Below are 20399 nucleotides of genomic sequence, written 5' to 3'. Positions count from 1 at the left end.
TTGGCAAGGGCTCATTGCGGCGGGCGCGGGGCGATGACGTGGCGCAGTTCCTGGAAGGCCTGCAGGCCCCACGGGCCCAGTTCCCGACCCAGGCCGCTGTGCTTGAAGCCGCCCCAGGCGGTCTGCGGATAGATGAGCTGCGGCACGTTGACCCAGGCGGTGCCGACTTCCAGCTCTGCGGCCAGGCGCAGGGCGCGGTCACGGTCGGTGGACACGACGGTGGCAACGAGGCCGTGGTCGCTGTCGTTGGCGATGGCGGCGGCTTGCGTGTCATCGTCAAAGGGCTCCACGCAGACCACCGGGCCGAAGATCTCTTCGCGCCAAAGCGCGGCGGAGCCCGTTGCGTCCGTGAACACGGTGGGTTGCAGGGCGAAGCCTTCGCTGCCCGCAGCGCTTCCACCGCAGCGCAGGCGCGCACCGTCTGCGACACCGCGGCGGATGCGCCCCAGCACGCTTTCGCGCTGCGCAGCGCTGATCAAGGGGCCGAGGTTGACCGACGCGTCACCCGGATCGCCGTGCCGCAAAGCTTGCGCGGCGTCGACCAGCCGCTCGACGAAGTTCTTGAACACCGGCCGCGCGACCAGCACACGCGAGGTGGCCGAGCACATCTGCCCGGCGTTGTAGAAGGCGCCTGCCGTCGCCAGTTCGGTGGCCAGGTCCAGATCGGCGGCGTCGAGCACGATCAGGGCGGACTTGCCGCCGAGTTCGAGGCTGACCCGCTGCATGCGCGCGCCACAGGCCTGCAGGATGCGCTGACCCGTCGCGTTGCTGCCGGTGAACGACACCTTCGCCACGCCCGGATGGTCGACCAGCGCGGCGCCCACGCTGCCGGCCCCGCACACGAGGTTGACCACGCCGGGCGGCAGGCCCGACTGCAGGATCAGGTCCATCAACGCGATCTCGGCCAGCGGCGTCAGCTCCGAAGGCTTGAGGACCACCGTGCACCCGGCCGCGAGCGCGGGCGCCAGCTTCCATGCGGTCGTCACCATCGGGAAGTTCCAGGGAACGATGAGCGCTGCGACGCCGACCGGCACGTATTGCAGTTCGGCGCTCACGCCCGCATCGGGCAGCGGCACGTCTCGCGGATCCAGCCCCTCGCCACGCGCGCAAAGCCCGGCGTAGTACTGGAAGGTGGCGATGACATCGCTCACATCCGTTTGCGCCTCCGCGGCGGGCTTGCCGTTGCACAGGGATTGCAGGGCGGCGAGGTGCTCGCGATGGTCGGCCACCAATTCGGCGATGCGGCGCAGGACATGGCCGCGCTGCGCAGCGCTCGTGCGTCGCCACTCGGGCATCGCCTTCCGGGCCGACATGACGGCGAGGTTCACCTGGGCCTCACTGGCCGCGGCAAAGGAGAGGATGGGAGCGCCCGTCACCGGATTGGCGATCGACAGCGCGGCGCCCTTCCCGGCCTGCCACTCGCCATGGATGGCGGCGCCGGCAGCGCGCAGGTCTTTGGTGGAAAGGTTCATGACGTGCATGCCCTGGTCTGGATCAGTCGCGGCGCAGCACACCGGGCATGACGCACAGCAGCTCGTAGGCCAGGTTGGCGGCGAGCAGGGCCGTGGTGCCCAGCGGGTCGTAGGGGGGCGACACCTCCACCACGTCGGCGCCAACGAGGTTCAGCCCCCATGCCCCGCGGATGACTTCCAGCACTTGCGGCACCGTCAGGCCAGCGATTTCCGGTGTGCCGGTGCCAGGCGCAAACGCCGGGTCGATGCCGTCGATGTCGAGCGTGAAGTAAACCGGCCCGCCGCCGACGCGCTCGCGCACCTCGGACATCAGGGGCGTGAGCGACTGGCCCCAGCATTCCTCCACCTGCACGACGCGAAAGCCCTGCTGGCGGCACCAGTCGAAATCCTGCGCCGTGTAGCCGGTGCCGCGCAGTCCGATCTGGACCACGCGATGCGGATCGACCAGGCCCTCTTCCACCGCCCGCCGGAAGGGCGTGCCATGCGCGATCTTCTCGCCGAACATCGTGTCGTTGACATCCGCGTGCGCGTCGATATGGATCAGGCCGACGGGCCCGTGGAGCTTTCGCAGGGCGCGCAGGATCGGCAGGGTGATTGTGTGGTCGCCCCCGAGCGTGATGGGCTTGCAGCCGGCGCCCGCGATGGCGTCGAAGGCGCGTTCGATGATCGCGATGGAATCGGGCAGGCTGTAGGGGTTGATGGCCACGTCGCCCAGGTCCGCGACGCGAAGGGCGTCGAAGGGCGCCGCCCGCGTCGCCATGTTGTAGGGCCGCAGCAGCACCGATTCGGCGCGGATCTGGCGCGGGCCGAAGCGCGTGCCGGCGCGATTGGAGGTGCCGAGGTCGAAGGGAACGCCGACGAATCCCACGTCGAGCCCGGCCGGGGTGTCGGCCACAGGCAACCGCATCATCGTGGCGATGCCGCCGAAGCGGGGCATGTCGTTGCCGCCCAGGGGCTGGTGGAAGGCCTGCTTCCCGGACGCCGGGTCGCCCTTCACATCTGGAGAGGTCGATGTGAAAGGCGTCGCCGCAGCCGGGGCCATCTCGCCTGTTGGCGAGGCCATGCGCTCGACGCTGGTGGGGTTTGCGAATTTCATGGTCTGGATGCTAAGGACTGGCCTTCGCTCGATCCATGGCGATGTCATCGCGTTCACATCGACTAGGATCGATGTATCGAACGGGGAAACCCTTATGTTGACCAACATCGCAGACCTGGACCTTCGCCTGATTCGCGTCTTCCTGGCCATCGTGGACGCCGGTGGCCTGTCGGCGGCGCAGGGCACGCTCAACGTCGGCCAGTCGACCTTGAGCAGCCAGCTCGCCACGCTGGAAACGCGGCTGGGCTTCGCGCTGTGCCAACGAGGACGCGGGGGCTTTCGGCTCACGCCGAAGGGCGAGCGCTTCGCGCAAAGCTCGCGACGCTTGATGGAAGTGCTGAGCGACTTCAGTGCGGAAGCCCGCAACGTGGACCGCCAGTTGGTGGGCAGCCTGAGCCTCGGCCTGATCGGCCATGCGCCGATGAGCCAGAACGTGCGCATCAGCCAGGCGATTGCCCGCTTTCGCAAGCGCGACGAAGCGGTGCGCTTCGCCATTTCCGTGCGGACGCCGAGCGACCTGGAGGAGCAGTTGATCAACGGCCAGCTCCACGTGGCGGTGGGCTACTTCTGGCATCGCGTGCCGACGCTGGTCTACACGCCGCTGTTTTCGGAGCGGCAGGTGGCCTACTGCGGACGTGACCATCCGCTGTTTGGTCGTGCCGGCGGCTTGGCGATGGAAGACATCGCGGGCTTCGACTGGGCCTGGCGAAGCTATCCGCTGCCGGAGGCACAACTGACGCAGCCGAAGGTGCAGGTCACCGCCATCGCCGACAACATGGAGGCGGCCCTGGTGCTGATCCTGTCCGGGCGGCACCTGGGCTATCTGCCGGAGCATTTCGCGGCGCCCTATGTGGAGGCGGGCCTGCTCGCGCCGCTGAACGCGGAACTCATCCGCTACGACGTGGCCTTTCATGTGGCCTCCCGCAAACGGGCCTACCTGAACGACATCACGCTGGCTTTCCTGGAAGACCTCAAGGAGGTGCATCTCACGATGGGTGCGTTGTCGCCAGCTTGACCTGGACGGATCGGGATTGGCATCATTGAGCATCGCCGCCCCGGTTCGAGGGCGGACTCAAAAAAACGCCTGGAGGTGGGACATGATTGGACGTCGTCGAATCATCTCTGGCTTCGCTTGCGCCCTTGGGGCAACGGCGCTGGCCCAGGTTCCGGGGCGAACGTACCGCATCGCCTACTTCGGGTTCACGGCAAAGAACTCCAAGGACGATGAACGTATCGTGGCGGCGTTCATCAATCGGCTGGTTGAACTCGGCTTCGTGGAAGGCAGGAACCTGACCATCGATTGGCGCTACGCCGAGGGAAAGAGCGAGCGCTACGCCGAGTTCGCTGCAGAGATGCGGGACAAGGGTGTCGACCTGGTCGTGACCGGCACTGCGACGGCTGCACGTGCCGTGGTCGAGGCGGGCCGCAACATCCCGGTGGTCACCTTCGGAATCAACGACCCGCTGCGTACGGGTCTCATCCAGAGCCTGGCGCATCCGGGCGGGCAGGTCACCGGGATGTCGAACTTCGCCGGAGACCTCGCGCCAAAGCGGATCGAGTTGTTCAAGGTGGCGGTCCCGACCGTCTCCAGGCTCGCATTTGCGCGCTGCCCGGAATGCGCGCGGCGCTCGGGCCTTGCCAGCGCAACGATCGACGCGGCTTTTGAGAGCTACCGGGAAAGCGCAAGATTGCTTGGACTCACCCTCATCCCCCTGAACATCAACGCGGCCGAAGATTTTCCGGAGGCCGTCGCAAGGATCGAGAGCGAACGCGCTGACGGCGTACTCCTGTCACCCAACGAGATCAATGCAAAGCTGCGAGCTGAGTGGGTTGCCTTCGAGGCAGCGAAGCAGGTGCCTGTGATGGCAGACTATCGCGCCTATGGATGCCTGCTGTCGTACGGCCCCGACTACGCAGCGATGTTCCGCCGTGTGGCTGAGATTGCAGTGCAGATACTCAATGGCGCACAGCCCGGCAACCTTGCGCTGGAGCAGCCGACGAAGTTCGAATTCGTTGTCAATCTGAAGGTAGCCAAAGCGATGGGTTTGAACATCCCGCGCAACGCGCTCCTTCGTGCCGACGAAGTCATATCGTGAGCATCTGGGCGGTCGCGGATTCTGCGCGAGACTGATCGCTCAGGCGATGGTGGTTCGGTTCACTTCTTCTTCCATGCATCGATCATCTTGCGTACAGAATTCATCGCATCCTTCGCATACGAGCGACCATAGTTGGCAACGTCGCTGGGGGTGTCCCAAACGGTATCGACGCCCTCCTGTTCGTCAGTTCGCGGGGAAGCCGAATTCTCGGCGTTGGCTTCGCTTTCTCGCTGGCTGGGGAATTCGGTGATGTCGTTCATTGAACGTTCCTTGATTCGGGCAATGCACAACGCACTGCGACACCTTCCAATCTGGGTGCATCGAACTCACGGCTGTGTGGGAAGGTATGGGGTGCCAGCGTAGGCCGGCGCGCGACCACGGCGCATCCGCCGCTTGTTCACGCCGCCAGGCATCAAAGCGGGCAGGTGTTGATATTGCTTCTCTGCCGGGAACCCGCCATGTTTTGCCTTGGTCTCGCCTATCTCTTCGGGGCACGGGTAATGCGCAGGATGTTGCGCTCCCTGAGCTCGAAGACTGGAATGTCCAGATCGGGCATGCGCAACAGTTGCGCGTCCTGGTCGGCGTACTGCTTGACCGCCCGGCCCGCGTAGTCCCATTCGCCAAAGCGGCATGGGTCGTGATAGCCGCCTTGCCATGGGCGTGCCGGCGCGTAGCGGTCTGCGCCCCTGGGCACGTGTTCGACCTCGCATCGGTCCGCCGGGTTCACCAGGGAGTAGACGAAGAACGATGGGCGCCCGGCCGCAATCGGACGCTGGTTCCAGGTGTGGCTGGTTTGCGCCTGAAGGTCATCGAGCATCGCATCGGTGGTTCGCACGAGGGCCAGTGGCGTCCCCTGGAAGGAGTAGAACTTCGGGCTGCCGGCCGGAACCTGCGACAGGTCGATCTCCAGCCAGGCCACCTCCTTGCGTTCCAGTCCTGTCATCCAGTACACGAAGGCAACCCAGGCGCCCGTGGCGACCAGGATGGTTATCACGAGCAGAACGCGACGCAGGGTCACTTCGTGGCGGGGAAGTCAGGGACAAGACGAAGATTTTCGGACTGGATCCGGGATCCGTGTCCTTGAAGGGAATGGTCCCACACTGTCAGGAATGCGCGCGGCACTGACATCGAGGTTGACGGCGCCAACCGTCTCAATCCACTGGAGTCACACGGTATGCCTTGGCGCCCGACTGCACCCATGAGAAAAACCGCGCGACTGCAGGATCGTGCCGCCCTCTGGCCGGACAGACAAGAAAGTGTTTCCTTCCAGTCGACACGACCTGCTTGAAAGGCGCCACAAGACGGCCTGACGCCAGGTCCTCTTCCACGAACTCAGGCTGTGCGATGCCGACACCCAGCCCCTCGATCGCAGCCTGGTACATCAACAGCGAGAAACTGAACTCAATCTGATTGGCAGGCTTGAGTTCGGGTGCGCCCATGAGTCCGAGCCACAGGGGCCAATCGTCGGGCCGATTGGCGCTGTGAAGCAAGGTCATCGTCGCCAGTTCGGCAACCCGCGCCTTTCGCTTGCCCCACAGGCGCGGCGAGCACACGAGGATTCCACTTTCCTCCATGACGGGGATGCCATGCAGCCCTGGGTCCGGCTCGGACGCGCGTTGCATGCCGACATCCACATCCTCCGACTCGAAGTCCACCGGCTGAACGCTGGTGTTGATGTGCAGTTCCAACTGCGGATGCAGGACCTGAAAGCCCGGCAGCCGCGGCATCAACCACTTCATCGCAAACGTCGGGGGCAACTTGAATTGCAGCGCCTGCCCATCGCCGCCGCGCGAGACCTGCTGCAGCGTGCGCTCCAGTGCGCTGAAGCTCCTCTGGCAGGCGGCGGCCAGGACTTCCCCTTGCGGGGTAAGGCGCAGTGCACGCCCGCTGCGCTCGACCAGACGCTTGCCCACGCGCTCTTCGAGCTGGGCCACCTGCTGGCTGACCGCGCTCTGGGTGACATGCAGCGCTTCCGCGGCCCGGGTGTAGCTCAGGTGTTCGGCGACCTTGTCGAACGCGCGCAACGCGGTGAGAGGGAGGATTGGCATTAGCTCAGCTTATATGAATTCAGAAAGTCTAATTTTTTTACCAGAGCGAAGAGAAACAGAATCCAGACACGACGCAGCAATTTAACTTATGCAAGGAGTCCTTCTTTGTCCACTGCCCCGGCCACGGCGCCAAGCCTTCGTTTCGACGGGCGGATCCTGTTCCTGTCCCAGGACCCGCAAATCATCGATCGCCAGCTCTCTGGCGAAGACCTGTCGCTCGACGTGGCGCTGCCCTTGCGCACGGACGTTTCGACAGACGAGATCACGCCGGCAAACATTTGCTACTACTACGACGAGAAGCTCGGCGAGTACCCTTACCTCGGACTCAAGTGCGGTGACCGGACGCCCGTCAAGGCGGGCGGTGTCAAGGCAGGTGGGTTCGAAGTGACCGTCGCGGGCCGCCGCTACGGCAAGGGCTCTTCGCGCGAGGCCAGCCCGTTTGCGGAGCTGTGCGCAGGCATTCGCCTGGTCATTGCGGAGAGCTTCGAGCGGATCTACCGACAGAACTGCCGCAACCTCGGCATCCTGACCTCCACCGATTTCGGACTGATCGAGCGCATCCGCCGCGGCGAGAGCATTCCGATCGAGGCCTTCACGCAAGGGGAGGACGAGCTCACGGCCGAATTGATCCGGCGTGGCGGGCTCTTCAAGCTTTCGCAGGCTCGGCGCGAGGGCTGGGCGCCGCAGCCGCACGCCGTTGCGCCGCGGCCGATGACCTACGCGGAAAAGATCATCGCCCGTGCGCGGGGCGGCGAGATGCCCGTGCGGCCCGGCGAATCGCTGTTCGTCAAGGCGGACTGGCGCTATGCCCACGAGTACGTGACCCCCATGTCGCTGACGGTCCTGGAGCGCGCCACAGGCGGAGACTTCCAGCTTCATGAGCCGCAGGGCATCCTCTGCTTCTCCGACCATCTCACCTTCGTGCACCACAGCATGCCTGCGGAGCGCAAGGCCATCGGGCTTCTCGATGCCGCGCAGAACCTGCAGCGCGTGCAGCAACGCTTCTGTGAGAAACACGGCGTCCGGCTGCATGGACTGCTGCGCGACCGCGAAGGCTCCGAAGGCATCAGCCATTCGATCATGGCCGAGCGGTACGTGCTTCCCGGCCAAGTGGCGGCGGGCACCGATTCGCACACGACGCATTGCGGCGCGCTGGGCGCACTGGCCTTCGGTGTGGGCGCGACGGAGATTGCCAATTCGTGGCTCACAGGCGAAGTGCGGCTCGAGGTGCCCCGCATCTGCAGGGTGCTGCTCAAGGGCCGCCTGCGTCCGGGCGTGGAGGCCAAGGACGTCGCGCTGCACATCCTGCGCACCCCCTACGTGCGCGAGGGCCATGCCATCGGGCAAGTCTTCGAGTACACGGGTGAAGCACTGGCCGGCTTGCCCACCGACGAGCGCGCCACCCTGACCAACATGGTGGCTGAAATGGGTGGCTTCACCGGAATCGTCGCGCCCGACGAAGAGACGCGCCGCTTCCTGCGCGAGCGCCGCGGCATCGATTTCCACATCGAGCCCTGGATGTGCAGCGACGAAGGCGCCGAGGTGGCGCACACCATCGAGATCGATTGCGCACGGCTGGAGCCGATGTTGGCCCGGCCGGGCGACCCGGGCAGTGGCGTGAGCGCTTCCGAATTGAAGGAACGAGTCTCCATCGACATTGCCTACGGCGGTTCGTGCACGGGCGGGAAACGGGAAGACCTGCGCCACTGCCATGAGGTCCTGCAATGGGCTGTGGGACGCGACTTGAAGGTGCCGCCGGGCATCCGCTTCATCGTCCAGTTCGGCAGCCAGGACGTGCGCGATTTCTGCTTGCGCGAGGGCATGTTCGAGGTGTTCACCCGAGCGGGCGTCGAACTGATCGAGCCTGGCTGCGGCGCCTGCGTCAACGCCGGCCCGGGCGTGTCCGACCGCGTAGACCAGGTGACTGTCAGCTCCATCAATCGCAACTTTCCGGGCCGCTCCGGTCCCGGGAAGCTTTGGCTGGCGAGCCCCACCACGGTGGCGGCGAGCGCCATCGCCGGCCGCATCGTGAGCTTCGATCAACTGCGTGCCCTGCATGGCGAATGACGCCCTGCCATGGCACCCGCAACCCCACAGCAACCCAAGGAGACAAACATGCAATCCACGAATCGTCGCGCCTTCATCGGCAGCCTCGCCACCAGTGCGATCCTGATCACCCATCCAGGCATGGCGGCCGCCCAGGCGGGCAACAACGCTCCCATGCGGATCATCGTTCCCGCAAGTGCCGGCTCCGGCCAGGACGTCATGGTCCGGTCCGCCCAGAACGCGATGAGCAAGACGCTGGGGCGCCCTGTCATCGTGGAGAACCTGCCTGGGTCCGGGGGGATCATCGGCACGCAGCAACTTGTGAAGGCAGCGCCGGACGGCAACACGATTGCGTTCGTCTCGAACAACCACGTCGTCAATCCGGCCGTCTACAAGAAGATGCCGTACGACAGCCTGAAGGACATTACGCCGATCACGATCGTCGGCGAGACGCCGTTCCTGCTCGTGGTCAATCCCAAACGTCTACCGGCCAACAACGCCAAGGAACTCGTGGCGCTCATCAAGGCCAAGCCGGACAACTACAACTTCGGCTCTTCCGGCAACGGCACCATCCTCCACCTCGCTGCCGAGATGTTCGTCGACGAGGCGGGGCTGAAGGCTCGCCACATCCCTTACAAGGGCGCTGGACAGATGATCACCGACCTGATCGGCGGCCAGGTCGACTTCGGGGTGCTCGCCGTTCCCGCCGTGCAGGCGCACCTCAAGGCTGGAACGCTGCGGGCGGTGGCGGCCACGGGCGCGACAAGGGTGCCTTCCTTCGCGAACATACCGACGCTGCAGGAGCAAGGCATCAACGTCACGGTAGGCGGTTGGCTCGCCGCGATCGGACCGGCCAAGCTCGCTCCGGCCGATGTGAAACGCCTGAACGAGGCGATCGTCACCGCGTGGACCTCGCCCGAGGTGAAGAAAGCGATGGCAGAACAGGAGAACATCATCAATCCCACCACGCCGGAAGCCGCCGTAGCGACCTTCAGCCGCGAGCAAGCCCGCTATGTGGACGTGGTGCGCAAGGCCGGGGTGACGCTGGACTAGGGTTGCCAGACCACGCGCTCGATTGTTGCGCAGTTCGGATTGCTGACCCACCAGGCGATGTTCGCTGAAGGCGTTGGCCAAGGCGTCGAGGACGGACATACGACTCTCGTGCCATCCGCCGTAACGTGCCGGTTCCAGGAGTTCAGTGCCAGAGATCCGGAATCAGGCTCCCACGCTTTTGCACACTCTCGAAAAGAATCAGCATGACTGCTTCACGCAGCCCGTCAGCCCGCGGGCGGAGAGTGGTGCGCAAGCGAAGCGAGCCGCCGGCCTATTCCCTTGGCTGCTCGGAAAGGCGCATTGATGCGGTTGACGCCCGAGAACATGTACTCGTCCCAGTTTTGCGGGTCGGGCTTGCACAAGGACTCGATCACGGCAATTTTCGCCCTGTCCGTCATGACAGATTTCCCGACAGGAGCCGGTGTGATGCCCATGCGCCGCAGATACCAGTTGAACTGGCAAATGCGTGCCTTCTCGTCGTGGGCGCGCAAGTCGTAGAAGATGCTGACGCTGATCGAGGCTTGCTTGTTGTTGCGCACGCTGTGCGGCCCCAGTTGAGGAAGATGCACCCCGGTGCCCGGCGTGATGATCTGGTGCGTCGCGAAGGCTTCCACTTCCTCCCTGTAACGGCCGGCCATGACGTCCCCGTGGTAAAAGCCTTCGATTTCCGTCTCTGTCAGCACGCGATTGTCCGGGGGGTACACGCAGACATCCTTCTCGCCAGCGATTTGCAAGAGGAGACTGGACTCATGGTCGAAATGGTAGCGAACGAAGTAGTCCGGCGGATTCATGAAAATGGTCATCCCGGACCATGTCATCACTTTCCGCAAAGGAAAGTCCAACATAAGCTCAACGTCGCGTAGCACAGACTGGAGCACTTCGTCGTATTCAGGCAAGACCTGATTCGCGTGCGATAGCTTGATCCACGAATTGGCCTCCTCCATGTCGACGATGGCCCCGACCAACTTTCGTCGGCCTTCGGGGGAGTTGTCGCATTGAAATCCGCTGGCGGAACAGCGCAAGTGGTCACCGGTATCGAGCATCGCCTCTGCGAGCTTCGCCAGTCGGGGGCGCTCGAACAGGGGGTGACCTGCCAATCGATGCTCAAAGATGAAGGATTTCCTGCCTAGCTCAGCCCATTTCGCCTTGTCGCGAATGTCAAGCAGGTTTGAGCCCGAATCTGCTCCACCGAGGGATCCCATCGCCGAGACGTTCATGCGTTACCCCGCGTGCACCGCAGATCCGCATCCGCGCTTCCTGGAGTTATTCCCCGCCACACCTCGGGGACAAATCCCGAAAGCAAATGTTTACTGCGTGCGATTGTTGTGTGTTTGTAATACGAACATGTTACTGCGGCACTTGACATTTGGTAAACATCATCGACTGGTAGTTACCCGGGTGTGGGAGATTTCGCAAAGGCCAAGTCGCAGCTTCGTCGCCAGAACACATCTGCCTTGAAGTGCTTGCTTGCATGAGCAGCGCATCACCTTGTTTGTGCAGATTGCACGAAGGTCCACAGGCAAAGCGTTGATTGCATTCCGGGCGACGCCAACACTGTCCGAAAGGTGTATCGCCACTGAAATGTTGCGCGACGCGGCGCAACAGGTTGAAATGCGTTTCCCGACGATTATTGTTAACGAAAGTTTCCAATCGTCCGGGCTGTCGGGTTCGAGGGGCTTCATCTTGTTTCGGGAAGCAACATGAGCGATACGCTGTCTTCGGTCTATGTGGTGATACCAGCCCTCAACGAGGGCGCAGTCGTGGGCGACGTGATCGAACAGGTTCGACGCGTGTGCCCCAACGTCGTGCTGGTCAACGACGGCTCATCCGACGACACCGCCTCCCGTGCACGGCTGGCCGGTGCCAAGGTCGTGAGCCACGCGATCAACCTGGGCCAAGGCGCCGCGCTGCAGACTGGTATCACGCATGCCCTTCGCCTCGGTGCCAGCCACGTCGTCACCTTCGACGCCGACGGCCAGCATGACCCGCGCGAAATCCCCGCCCTGATCGACAGCCTTGCCGGCGGCGCCGACGTTGCGTTGGGCAGCCGCTTCAAGGGCACCGCCATCGGCATTCCGATGCGACGACGGCTACTCCTGCAGGCCGCCTGCTGGGTGAATTACGTGCTGACCGGCCTGCGCCTGTCTGACGCGCACAACGGTCTTCGTGCCTTTACCCGAAACGCGGCGCAGCGCCTCAACCTGCGCCAGTCCGGCATGGCGCACGCCACCGAAATCGTGGCCCAGGTCGCGCGCCATCGACTGAAGTACGTGGAAGTGCCGGTGACAATCCGCTACACCGCGTACTCGCTGGCCAAGGGCCAGACGATGAGCAACTCGGTTCACATCCTCATCGATTTGCTGCTCAAGGGGTTGACGAGATGATCTTCCAGTTCATCGCCTCTGGCATCCTGGCCTGCGTAGTGCTGTACGCCTATACACAGGCGCGAATGGCGCCCAAGGTCACGGCCCTGGCCATCGTTGTTGCGATGGTGGGCGAGTACTTCGTGCTCCTGCCCGAACACGCGGCTTTTGTAGCCAACGCCGTGGGCATCGGCCGCGGTGCCGACCTGATTTTCTACCTGTGGATCCTTTTCAGCCTTATCGGCCTGCTCTACCTGCACTTGAAACTGCGCGTGGCCAATGAGCGCTTTGTGACGTTGATCCGCCAACTGGCGCTCGAACGCGCCGAATCGGGCGAATCGAACGGGGCCGGCTGAGCTTCAGTCAGCCCGGTGCTGATTCGTGTAGAGCGCCCCGTCCGCCAGCGGGCACAGGGTGGCGTCTTTCAGCGCGATGCAATTCGCATCGAAGCCAGGGCGGGCGCCCGCAAGAAATACCACCCAGCGCGCCTTCGGCGGGATCTGGCTACGCGGGACAGGTGCCGTCGTGTCCTTCACCACCTCCAGTGAGACGATGCCGGGAAAGCGGCTCATGAAGCGCGTGGCGTACAGCACATTGCCCGATACCACGTGCCCCTGATCAAAGCTTTGCGCGTTGACCAGGCCCGCCACAGTGCGGGCGGTGTTGGCATCGCGCCGTGCGTCGCCGGCATGCGCGCTGCCGAAATCGTTGTTCAGCATGACCGCAGCTGAAACGAAAGCCCACAGGGCCATGACCCCCGCGTAGACCTTCGCCCTGGGTGCGCGGGCAAAGGCGTAGTACAGCATCGTCAACACGAGCAGCGCGCACACAACGCGGAACGCGTCCGGGTGCAGCGCCCGCGGCCAGAACACCTCCCGCATCTGGTTCCAGTTGTTCACGATGCTGCGCACGGCCATCAATGCCACGCAGGCGAGAACGACGAATCCGCCGATCCAGGCGCGCAACCGGCGGTTGGCTGAGGCATCCGGAAGGAAGCGCGCAAAGGCAATGAAGAAAAGCGGGAAGAGCGCCGACATGTAGCGCGAGCTGAAGATGCCCACGTGATTGACGTACACGCGCTCCCAGTTCACGCCGACCTTGACGCTGCCCATCAGCAGCACGCCGACACCCAGCACGGTCATTGCTGCCAGCATCACATCGGCATTGCTCAGCCGGGTGGAAAACACGCCGCTTCCCAATGCGATGAGTGCTGGTCCGAAGACCAGGAAGATGACGAAGACGTAAGCGAAGAAGTAGTTTGCAAAGACGTGCAGGTAGCCGCGGTCGGTCGTGACTTCAGCCACCCTGGAAAGTCCGTTCTGGTAGAACTTCCCCAGCGGGTCCCAGTGAAGATGGCCCGTGAGCAGCAGGTTCAGCACGTATCCTGCAAGCAGGAAGGACACGTTGAGCAGCACGAGCGCCAGCACCATCGTGCGCAGGCGATCCGCACGCTTCCCGTCCTTCCAGACGACGCACAACAGCACCAGGTTGCACGCCGCCAGGACGGCCAGCGCGTTGGGTTTGGCGAGCAGCGCCGCACCCAGGCACGCCCCCAGTGCCACTGCCGCCAGCGCCACGCTGCGGCCATACAGCGAGAACAGCAACGCAATGCCCGTCCACGTGAGGCATTCGTAGAGCGCCTCGGGCATGAAGTACGGAAGAAAGCTCGTCGAAGGCATCCACAAGGCCAGCACCGCGATCCAGGTGGCCACCTCGCGAGTCACGAAATGGCGTGCCACGGACGCGACCGCCAGCGCGGCCAGGGAAGCGAAGAACACATTGAAAAGTTTTCCGGCGGCGTAGAAATCGGCGCCGAAGAAGTAGGTGAACTGATAGATCGCAAAGAAGAGCGCGTTCGGGAAGCCGGCTTCGCCGCGGTTCGGCACGCTGGTGATGGCGCGTGTATCGATGGTGCCGTCGTACCAAAGCTGCGCCGTCTTGATGTAGTAGTACTCGTCGTGCATCAGGATCGGCTCGGAAATCACCAGCAGCCGGACGGCCAGTGTCGCCACGGCCAGCAGGAAGATGACTTCGGGCCTGGCAACGGTCTGCCAGAACGCCGATGCAGTGGTGGAACCCGCGCCAGGCTGTGGCGCGGCAACAATGGCCGAATGGTTCATGCGCCCTCTTTGATGAGTTGATCTTGACCCACGCCGGAAACGCCCTCAGCGGTCGGCGCCCCACGCAATGACAAATACGCCCGCAAGAATCGCGGCCAGGCCGAAATAGAAGGAGACGTGCAGCCTTTCATTGAACATGCGCGACGCCATCAGCGGCGTCAGCACCAGCGTCAGCGCATGGAAGGGATAGGCCTTGGACAGATCGGTGATCGACAGGATGTAGACCCACAAGCCCGTCAGCGCCATGTAGAGCACGACAGCGGCGATCAGCGGCACATTGGTGATCGCCGACCAGATGAAGGGCGTGGGCGCGTTGTCACTGCGCAGCGTGACCGCCGCCTGCTTGAACAGAAGCTGACCCCCGGCAATGCCGAGCGAGTACCCCAACAGCAAAATGATTTGCCAGATGCGCATGGTTTGGTGGCTTTCTTGTCGGATCGCAAGCATTGTGAACCAAAGGTTACAGATTGCGACGCTTTGAGGGAATACCTCATCTGGCGGACTTGCCAAGCAGGCTGGCGATGCGGCGCGCATTCGCCATCAATGTCAGGGTCGGACCCTTCGCGGGCAGATAGGCGAGGCCCGCACCGTCGCACACGTACACGTTGCGGGTGCCGCGCAGCCGGCCGGATCGGTCGAGCGTCAAGGGCCGCTCCTCATCGCAACAGGGCAGCATGCCCGCGTAGTGCACGCTCGATCCGGCCCCGGGGTGGATCACGCGAAGTGGCCAGCATCCCAGCACGCGCAGCGCCTTGCAGAACTCGCGCTCGGCTGCGCGCTGTGCCGCCTGCTCCGACGCATCGGGCCGCCAACGGATGTCCAGCACGTCGTCTTCCGGCGATGCGGCCTGCCGCAGCGTCAGATGCTTGCCGGACCCGGCGATGTCTTCGTGCTGCACGCCCAGGATCACAAAACTCGTGGCCAGCGCCTGGAAGATGCGCAGCGAATCGCGATAGTCCAGCGGCGAGTCCTTCAGGAGGCGCGTCAGCAACATGCCGGTGAAGGAAAAGAACTGCGCCTGCACCAGGTGCTGCTGGTCGCCCGTGGGATCGAGCATGGCCGTCAGTTGGGCCAGCGCGTACGCGCGTTGCGGCATCGCCGCGCCCAGGCCGGACCATCGCACCGAGGGGATGTAGGCGTGCTCGTTGCAGACGAAGGGCACGGGCTGGCCGTAGCAATGCAGCGAACGCAGGACAATCCGCGTGCTGCCGAGTGCGCCGGCGCCCAGCAGCAGCCGCTGGCCCGGGAACGTGACGGTGCCGCCATGCTGCAGGTGGCGTCCGGTAACGTGAACGCTGCCGTCCTCGTGCTCTTCGAAATGCGTTACCAGCACTTGCGGCCGGTACTCGAAGCCGGGCCTGCGCAGAAGATCATCGAACAGCACGGAGGGCCGGAACACGCTCCCGCCGGCATTGCTCCAGAAGTCCATTCCATGCATGGGATTGGCCCGCCGCTCGCCCAGGTCCTGGCTCAACACCGCCAGCATCGGACGACCCAGCCGCATGCGCAGGTCTTGAAGGCGCGCCTTGCGCCGCTCATAGGTGGACAGCAAGGCTGCCGCATTGTGGTCGGGGCCGAGCGCCGGTTGGAGCGCGGACAGTGCGCCGCACCACGGCGCGAGGTCGTCGTTCCCACCGGAGATGCCGATCAGCCGCGCAACCGCCTCGTAATGCGGCGCCATTTCATCGGCATCGAGGCCTGCGCGCGTGAGTTCATGTGGCGTGAAGGGAAAGGCCCCCGCGCCCCACGCTTCAGCCAACCCGCCCCGTGCCAGGCTTTCGATGGCCGCGAAGGCGTCGCCACCGGTTCGAAGTCGTTCCATGGCACGCCGGAAGACGAAGCGGCGCGGGGCCGTCGCTTGCGCCAACGGCCCGGTGCTGCCGAGGTCGATGCCTTCCTGGTTCTCGCCCAGCAGGTAGCGATGCTGGCCCGCATCGCCGTGCCGCAGTTCTGCGAACGATCGTTCCGGCACCAGCTTTGCGTAGCGCGCATCGACGTCGCCGCTGTCCAGCATCAGGACGCGATGGCCGGCATCCAGCAGGCAAGTGGTGGCCATGACCGCGCTCGCCCCCGAGCCCACGACGACGAACGGCGCCGCGTCAGGCATCCGACCGGCCAGCGCGCAGCCAAAGGTAGAGCGGCATGCCGAGCAGCGCCATCAGCGTGGCGCGAGTGCCGTGCCATGCGATCGCCGCCACCGTGGCCAGCGGCGAGCGCGGCGCGGGCAGGAAACGCCTGGCATGCTCGGGCGTGGCTTCGAGAACCGTGGCCATCAGGAGCACGCGGCGGCGAAGCGGCGCCGCCGTGCCGCGCGTCGCGGCGGCGGCATCGAGCAAGCCCAGACAGGACGGATGGCGGCGCGCGAAAGCGGTGACCTTGTCGGGTTGGGCAAGGAGCAGTTGGCGGTGTGCGTCCACGTAACGCTGCACCACTTCGGGCGAGGGGTTCGCGCCAACGAGATAACGCGCCAGCACCCTCGCCTCCTGCGCAAGGACCTGCGAATCGTCCTGGGCCGGAAAGAGCCGCGCAAAGCCATCCTCGAGATTCAACGGCGCAAAGTCCAGGTCGCGCTGCGCGGGCCCGATGTCGATCTGCGTGTCCTGGTTGGAGCCCAGCACATTGCTGCGGGTGATCGGCGGGGACTTCATCAAACGTGCAAGCAGCGACGCCATCGCCAGCGACACCGGCAGCGGCACGTGCAGCTTGATGGGCGCTGGCAAGCCTTGCGCCACGGCGATGCGATCGAGCAGTTCATCAAAGGAGCACTGCCCAGGCCCGCCCAGGTCGTAGACCTGGCCGATGGACGCTGGCGCATCGAGCGCGCGCACCAGCGCCTTCGCAACGTCGTCCACATGGACCGGCGCCGACCGCCACCGTCCGTCGCCCAGCACCGGCACGGCCCGATGCGCGGCAACCACGCGCCGCAGCGTGCCGAAGATGCCGTCATCGGCCGTGCCGTACACGACGCTCGGGCGCATCACGGTCACGTCCAGTCCGGACGCCAGAAACATGGCGTCCGCCGCCGCCTTGGTGCGCGCATAGTCGCCCTGGCGGAAGATCTTGGCGGACTGCGTGCTGACCACGATCGCCCGCCGGCAACCCGAGGCAAGGCATGCCTCGACCAAGCGGCGGGCCCCACCGATGTTGACTTCGTCGATGTCAGGCGCATCACGCGTCTGCGCTGCCAGATGGATCACGGCGGCGCAGCCTTCGCAGGCGGCGCGCAGCGCGGCGGCATCGCTCATGTGCCCGTGGAACATCTCGACACCCGGCATCGCCCACTGGCCGGGCCTGCGCACCAGCGCGCGCACCCTGTACCCCGACGACTGCAGCGCCGCCACTGTGTGCCTGCCGATGAACCCGGTCGCGCCCGTCACCAAAACCGGCGACGCAGCGCTGGCATGGGCGTCCGTCACAAATGTGTTCATATGTGACGAAGCTAGGGTCTGCCGGCCATGCCGTCAATACCACTTTTCGCCAGCAAGTCGGTGGCAGCGCGCTACTTGGTCATCTTGGTGCACGCTGGGGGCCCCTCGGTGTTCGTGCTCCGGGGTGAATGATCGGCAGGATCCGGAGAGCTCAGCCTTCAGGGTGCGTACGGAATTGCTCGATCGACAGACGCTCCAGGCTCTGCGCAAACCTTGAAGCGTTGCCCCCCAGGGTCTGCGTTGCCTCACGCGCAGCCTCGAGCACCTGGCGACACGCGGCGAACATCGCCTCTGGCGGCGTGAGCCGCACTCTGGGCGCGGACAAGGCCAACGACCCGCTCAACTCCCCCGTCACGCCAAAGACCGGAGCGGCCACGGACGCCGTTTCAGGATCGCGCTCGCCGTACGACGCGGCCCAATGGTTCTCCCGGATGCCGCTGTACTCGGGGGCAACCGGCGGCGTGAACGCAAGCAATATCTTCCCTGACGCGCCCTGTTCGATGGGGTATTCCTGACCGACCCTCACGGAGGCGCGCACGGAGCGCGAAGGCTCCACGCGGAAGAGCGCTATGCGCATCCGGTTCTGTCGCACGTAGAAGGATGCGGTCTCGCCGCTGGCTGCGCTCAGCTGCTTCAGGAGCGGCTCGATGACGTCGCCGACCTGGAACGAACGCTGGTAGATCGCGGCCAACCTGAGGGGCTGCGGACCGACGGTGTACTGCCCGTCCGGCAATTTGCGGATGTAGCCCCCGTGCTCGAGCGCCGCGAGCAGTCGCAAGACCGTGCTCTTGTACAGCCCCGTACGGATGGACAGCTCCGTTAGCGTCAAACGGTCATCCGTTGGGCCGAACGCCGCAAGCAATGCAAATGCCCTGTCGAGAACGGCGACACCGCTGGATTCGGCTGCGGCGGCATTGGCGGGTTCGTTGGGCTCGGTCATCGAGAGGCATCGTGGGTAAGGCAAGGAAGCCGCAGTTTGACACGCGCCTGCGGCCGTGCCTTTCGGTCATGTCCTCAGGGTGATGTGCGGGTTTACCCGGTACACGGTATGCAATTGCGCCTTTACAGTTCTATCTAACAGATCTTGATTCTGTCAGATAGAACCGAAATGGCGATACCTGAAAAGTTGGAGACACAGATGTGCGACAAGCCAGTTGATTTCACGGAAGCCAGGGCCGTCCCCCTGAACTGGCGACGTCCGATCGCCGCCTCGTTGAAGGCCGCTCGATGAGCGCCGGCAACTACCTGCCTGTCAGGGAGAACTGGCTCGCCCTCCACAAGGAGGAAGTCCTCGAACCTGCACTGCCCATCGTCGACGCCCATCACCACTTCTACGACCGCCCCGGCTGGACCTACCTGGCCGACGACTACAGGGCCGATGCATGCTCGGGGCACAACGTTCGGGCCTCGGTCTACATGCAGGCGCTGACGCGCTATCGCCCCGACGGGCCGGAGGCCCTGAGGCCGGTCGGGGAGACCGATTACGTCGTCGCCGCAACCCACGCCAACGCGGGTGAACTCCCGCAAGTTGCCCGGGGCATCGTCGGCTACGCCAACCTGCGGCTCGGCGCGGCGGTGCGCGAGGTGCTGGAGGCCCATCTGCTTGCCGGCTCCGGGCGATTCCGCGGCGTCCGGCACCTGACGACCTGGGACGCCCACCCTTCGCTGGTCAACCCGCTGACGGCCGCGCCGCGCGGCTTGCTGCTGGACCGTGTCTACCGCCAGGGTGTGGCGCAACTGGCCCCTCTCGGGCTGTCGTACGACGCGTGGCTGTTCTTTCCGCAACTGCCGGAACTGCTCGACCTTGCCAAGGCTTTCCCGGAGACGACCGTGATCGTCAATCACTGCGGCGGCATCGTGCGGATCGGCGCGTACGCGGACCGGCATCCGGAGTTGTTCTCGACCTGGTCGGCGTCGATGCGCGAGATAGCCCGCCTGCCGAACGTGCACGTCAAGCTCGGAGGCTTGGGCATGCGCATCAACGGCTTCGACTTCGAGAAGGGCGAGACACCACCGAGTTCCAGTCACCTGGCGAACACGTGGAAGCCCTGGATCGAAACCTGTATCGAAGCCTTCGGTGCGAAGCGCTGCATGTTCGAAAGCAATTTCCCCGTCGACAAGGGTTCCTTCAGCTACGCCACCTGCTGGAACGCTTTCAAGCGTCTGACGACGAACGCCACCGCCGCTGAGCGCCAGGCGCTTTTCGAAGGTACCGCCACCCGTGTCTACCGGCTCGGCTGATTCCTCCATTTCCTCCGTTCAGATTCACCAGGACATTCCCATGAAATTCCAAAGCAAGCTTTACCGCACTGTCGCCCTCCTGGGCATCGCCCTCTCGGCCACAACCGGCTGGGCACAGTCGGCCTACCCATCCCAGCCGATCAAATTGGTCGTCCCGTTTCCGCCCGCCGGAGGCACGGATGTGCTGAGCCGCGTGGTGGCGAACGAAGTGACGCAGATGGACAAGTGGACCTTCATCGTCGACAACAAGCCGGGGGCCGGTGGAAACATCGGCCTCGATGCCGTTGCCAAGGCCAGGAAGGATGGCTACACCCTTGGAACGGGGCAGACCGCCAACCTCGCGATCAACCCGGCGCTCTACTCGAAAGTCCCCTTCGATCCGCTCAAGGACTTCGCGCCGGTCGTCCTGCTCGCGTCGCAGCCCCTGGTGCTCGTG

20 protein-coding genes are annotated in these 20399 nt (G+C 64.6%); 9 read left to right on the top strand and 11 right to left on the bottom strand.

Features of this window, described 5'->3' with window-relative positions; all coding sequences use genetic code 11:
• Nucleotides 1–11: 11 nt before the first annotated feature.
• Complete coding sequence (locus QTI66_RS16515; RefSeq protein WP_286560914.1) at nt 12–1472, bottom strand: aldehyde dehydrogenase family protein; 1461 nt, start codon at nt 1470–1472, stop codon at nt 12–14.
• A 22-nt stretch (nt 1473–1494) separates the two neighbouring features.
• Complete coding sequence (gene speB / locus QTI66_RS16510) at nt 1495–2409, bottom strand: agmatinase (RefSeq protein ID WP_286561490.1); 915 nt, start codon at nt 2407–2409, stop codon at nt 1495–1497.
• Nucleotides 2410–2662: 253 nt separating this feature from the next.
• Between speB and QTI66_RS16505 the strand changes: the two genes are divergently transcribed.
• Together QTI66_RS16505 and QTI66_RS16500 are read left to right on the top strand one after the other, a co-directional pair.
• Nucleotides 2663–3583, top strand: coding sequence for a LysR family transcriptional regulator (locus QTI66_RS16505; protein WP_286560913.1), 921 nt, complete (start codon nt 2663–2665; stop codon nt 3581–3583).
• Nucleotides 3584–3608: 25 nt separating this feature from the next.
• Complete coding sequence (locus QTI66_RS16500; RefSeq protein ID WP_286560912.1) at nt 3609–4664, top strand: ABC transporter substrate-binding protein; 1056 nt, start codon at nt 3609–3611, stop codon at nt 4662–4664.
• Between the two features lie 59 nt (nt 4665–4723).
• Here the strand turns inward: QTI66_RS16500 and QTI66_RS16495 are convergent, their stop codons facing one another.
• The 3 genes from QTI66_RS16495 to QTI66_RS16485 all read right to left on the bottom strand — a co-directional run bounded on the left by QTI66_RS16495 (nt 4724) and on the right by QTI66_RS16485 (nt 6712).
• Nucleotides 4724–4924 (bottom strand): hypothetical protein, encoded by a 201-nt coding sequence (locus QTI66_RS16495; protein ID WP_286560911.1) that lies wholly within the window; start codon nt 4922–4924, stop codon nt 4724–4726.
• A 218-nt stretch (nt 4925–5142) separates the two neighbouring features.
• A complete protein-coding gene (locus QTI66_RS16490) occupies nt 5143–5658 on the bottom strand; it encodes a hypothetical protein (protein WP_286560910.1) in 516 nt (171 codons plus the stop codon).
• 157 nt (nt 5659–5815) lie between these two features.
• Nucleotides 5816–6712 carry a LysR substrate-binding domain-containing protein gene (locus tag QTI66_RS16485; RefSeq protein ID WP_286560909.1) on the bottom strand — a complete coding sequence of 299 codons (897 nt, stop codon included), beginning with the start codon at nt 6710–6712 and terminating at the stop codon, nt 5816–5818.
• 105 nt (nt 6713–6817) lie between these two features.
• Between QTI66_RS16485 and QTI66_RS16480 the strand changes: the two genes are divergently transcribed.
• Both QTI66_RS16480 and QTI66_RS16475 read left to right on the top strand, forming a co-directional pair.
• Nucleotides 6818–8779, top strand: a complete 1962-nt coding sequence (locus QTI66_RS16480; RefSeq protein WP_286560908.1) for an aconitase family protein — start codon at nt 6818–6820, stop codon at nt 8777–8779.
• Nucleotides 8780–8827: 48 nt separating this feature from the next.
• A complete protein-coding gene (locus tag QTI66_RS16475; protein ID WP_286560907.1) occupies nt 8828–9811 on the top strand; it encodes a Bug family tripartite tricarboxylate transporter substrate binding protein in 984 nt (327 codons plus the stop codon).
• 224 nt (nt 9812–10035) lie between these two features.
• Here the strand turns inward: QTI66_RS16475 and QTI66_RS16470 are convergent, their stop codons facing one another.
• A complete protein-coding gene (locus QTI66_RS16470) occupies nt 10036–11028 on the bottom strand; it encodes a cupin-like domain-containing protein (RefSeq protein WP_286560906.1) in 993 nt (330 codons plus the stop codon).
• A 250-nt stretch (nt 11029–11278) separates the two neighbouring features.
• Between QTI66_RS16470 and QTI66_RS16465 the strand changes: the two genes are divergently transcribed.
• From QTI66_RS16465 to QTI66_RS16455, 3 genes are read left to right on the top strand one after another with little or no spacing between them, the layout of a single operon-like run.
• Nucleotides 11279–11515 carry a hypothetical protein gene (locus QTI66_RS16465; protein ID WP_286560905.1) on the top strand — a complete coding sequence of 79 codons (237 nt, stop codon included), beginning with the start codon at nt 11279–11281 and terminating at the stop codon, nt 11513–11515.
• Complete coding sequence (locus QTI66_RS16460) at nt 11512–12195, top strand: glycosyltransferase family 2 protein (protein ID WP_286560904.1); 684 nt, start codon at nt 11512–11514, stop codon at nt 12193–12195. Before QTI66_RS16465 ends, QTI66_RS16460 begins: the two co-directional genes overlap by 4 nt.
• On the top strand, nt 12192–12530 hold the full coding sequence (locus QTI66_RS16455; protein WP_286560903.1) for a DUF2304 domain-containing protein: 339 nt from the start codon (nt 12192–12194) through the stop codon (nt 12528–12530). Before QTI66_RS16460 ends, QTI66_RS16455 begins: the two co-directional genes overlap by 4 nt.
• A 3-nt stretch (nt 12531–12533) precedes the next feature.
• Here QTI66_RS16455 and QTI66_RS16450 read toward each other — a convergent pair whose 3' ends face one another.
• The 5 genes from QTI66_RS16450 to QTI66_RS16430 form a co-directional block, all read right to left on the bottom strand.
• Nucleotides 12534–14294 carry a hypothetical protein gene (locus tag QTI66_RS16450; RefSeq protein WP_286560902.1) on the bottom strand — a complete coding sequence of 587 codons (1761 nt, stop codon included), beginning with the start codon at nt 14292–14294 and terminating at the stop codon, nt 12534–12536.
• A gap of 45 nt (nt 14295–14339) precedes the next feature.
• Complete coding sequence (locus QTI66_RS16445; RefSeq protein WP_286560901.1) at nt 14340–14708, bottom strand: hypothetical protein; 369 nt, start codon at nt 14706–14708, stop codon at nt 14340–14342.
• A gap of 76 nt (nt 14709–14784) precedes the next feature.
• A complete protein-coding gene (locus tag QTI66_RS16440; protein WP_286560900.1) occupies nt 14785–16350 on the bottom strand; it encodes a GMC oxidoreductase in 1566 nt (521 codons plus the stop codon).
• A 43-nt stretch (nt 16351–16393) separates the two neighbouring features.
• Nucleotides 16394–17722 carry an NAD-dependent epimerase/dehydratase family protein gene (locus QTI66_RS16435; protein WP_286560899.1) on the bottom strand — a complete coding sequence of 443 codons (1329 nt, stop codon included), beginning with the start codon at nt 17720–17722 and terminating at the stop codon, nt 16394–16396.
• Nucleotides 17723–17873: 151 nt separating this feature from the next.
• Nucleotides 17874–18662 (bottom strand): IclR family transcriptional regulator, encoded by a 789-nt coding sequence (locus tag QTI66_RS16430; RefSeq protein WP_286560898.1) that lies wholly within the window; start codon nt 18660–18662, stop codon nt 17874–17876.
• A gap of 248 nt (nt 18663–18910) precedes the next feature.
• On the opposite strand from QTI66_RS16430, the gene QTI66_RS16425 reads away from it, so the two are divergent.
• Complete coding sequence (locus QTI66_RS16425) at nt 18911–19963, top strand: amidohydrolase family protein (protein ID WP_444815017.1); 1053 nt, start codon at nt 18911–18913, stop codon at nt 19961–19963.
• Between the two features lie 40 nt (nt 19964–20003).
• Nucleotides 20004–20399 (top strand): Bug family tripartite tricarboxylate transporter substrate binding protein (locus QTI66_RS16420; protein WP_286560896.1); only part of this gene is annotated, 396 nt, incomplete at its 3' end.

Source organism: Variovorax brevis (assembly GCF_030317105.1).
In the GTDB taxonomy this organism is placed as follows: Bacteria; Pseudomonadota; Gammaproteobacteria; order Burkholderiales; family Burkholderiaceae_C; genus Variovorax; species Variovorax brevis.
Note: the sequence above shows the minus strand (reverse complement) of the source record. Positions and strands in the feature narration are given on the sequence as shown.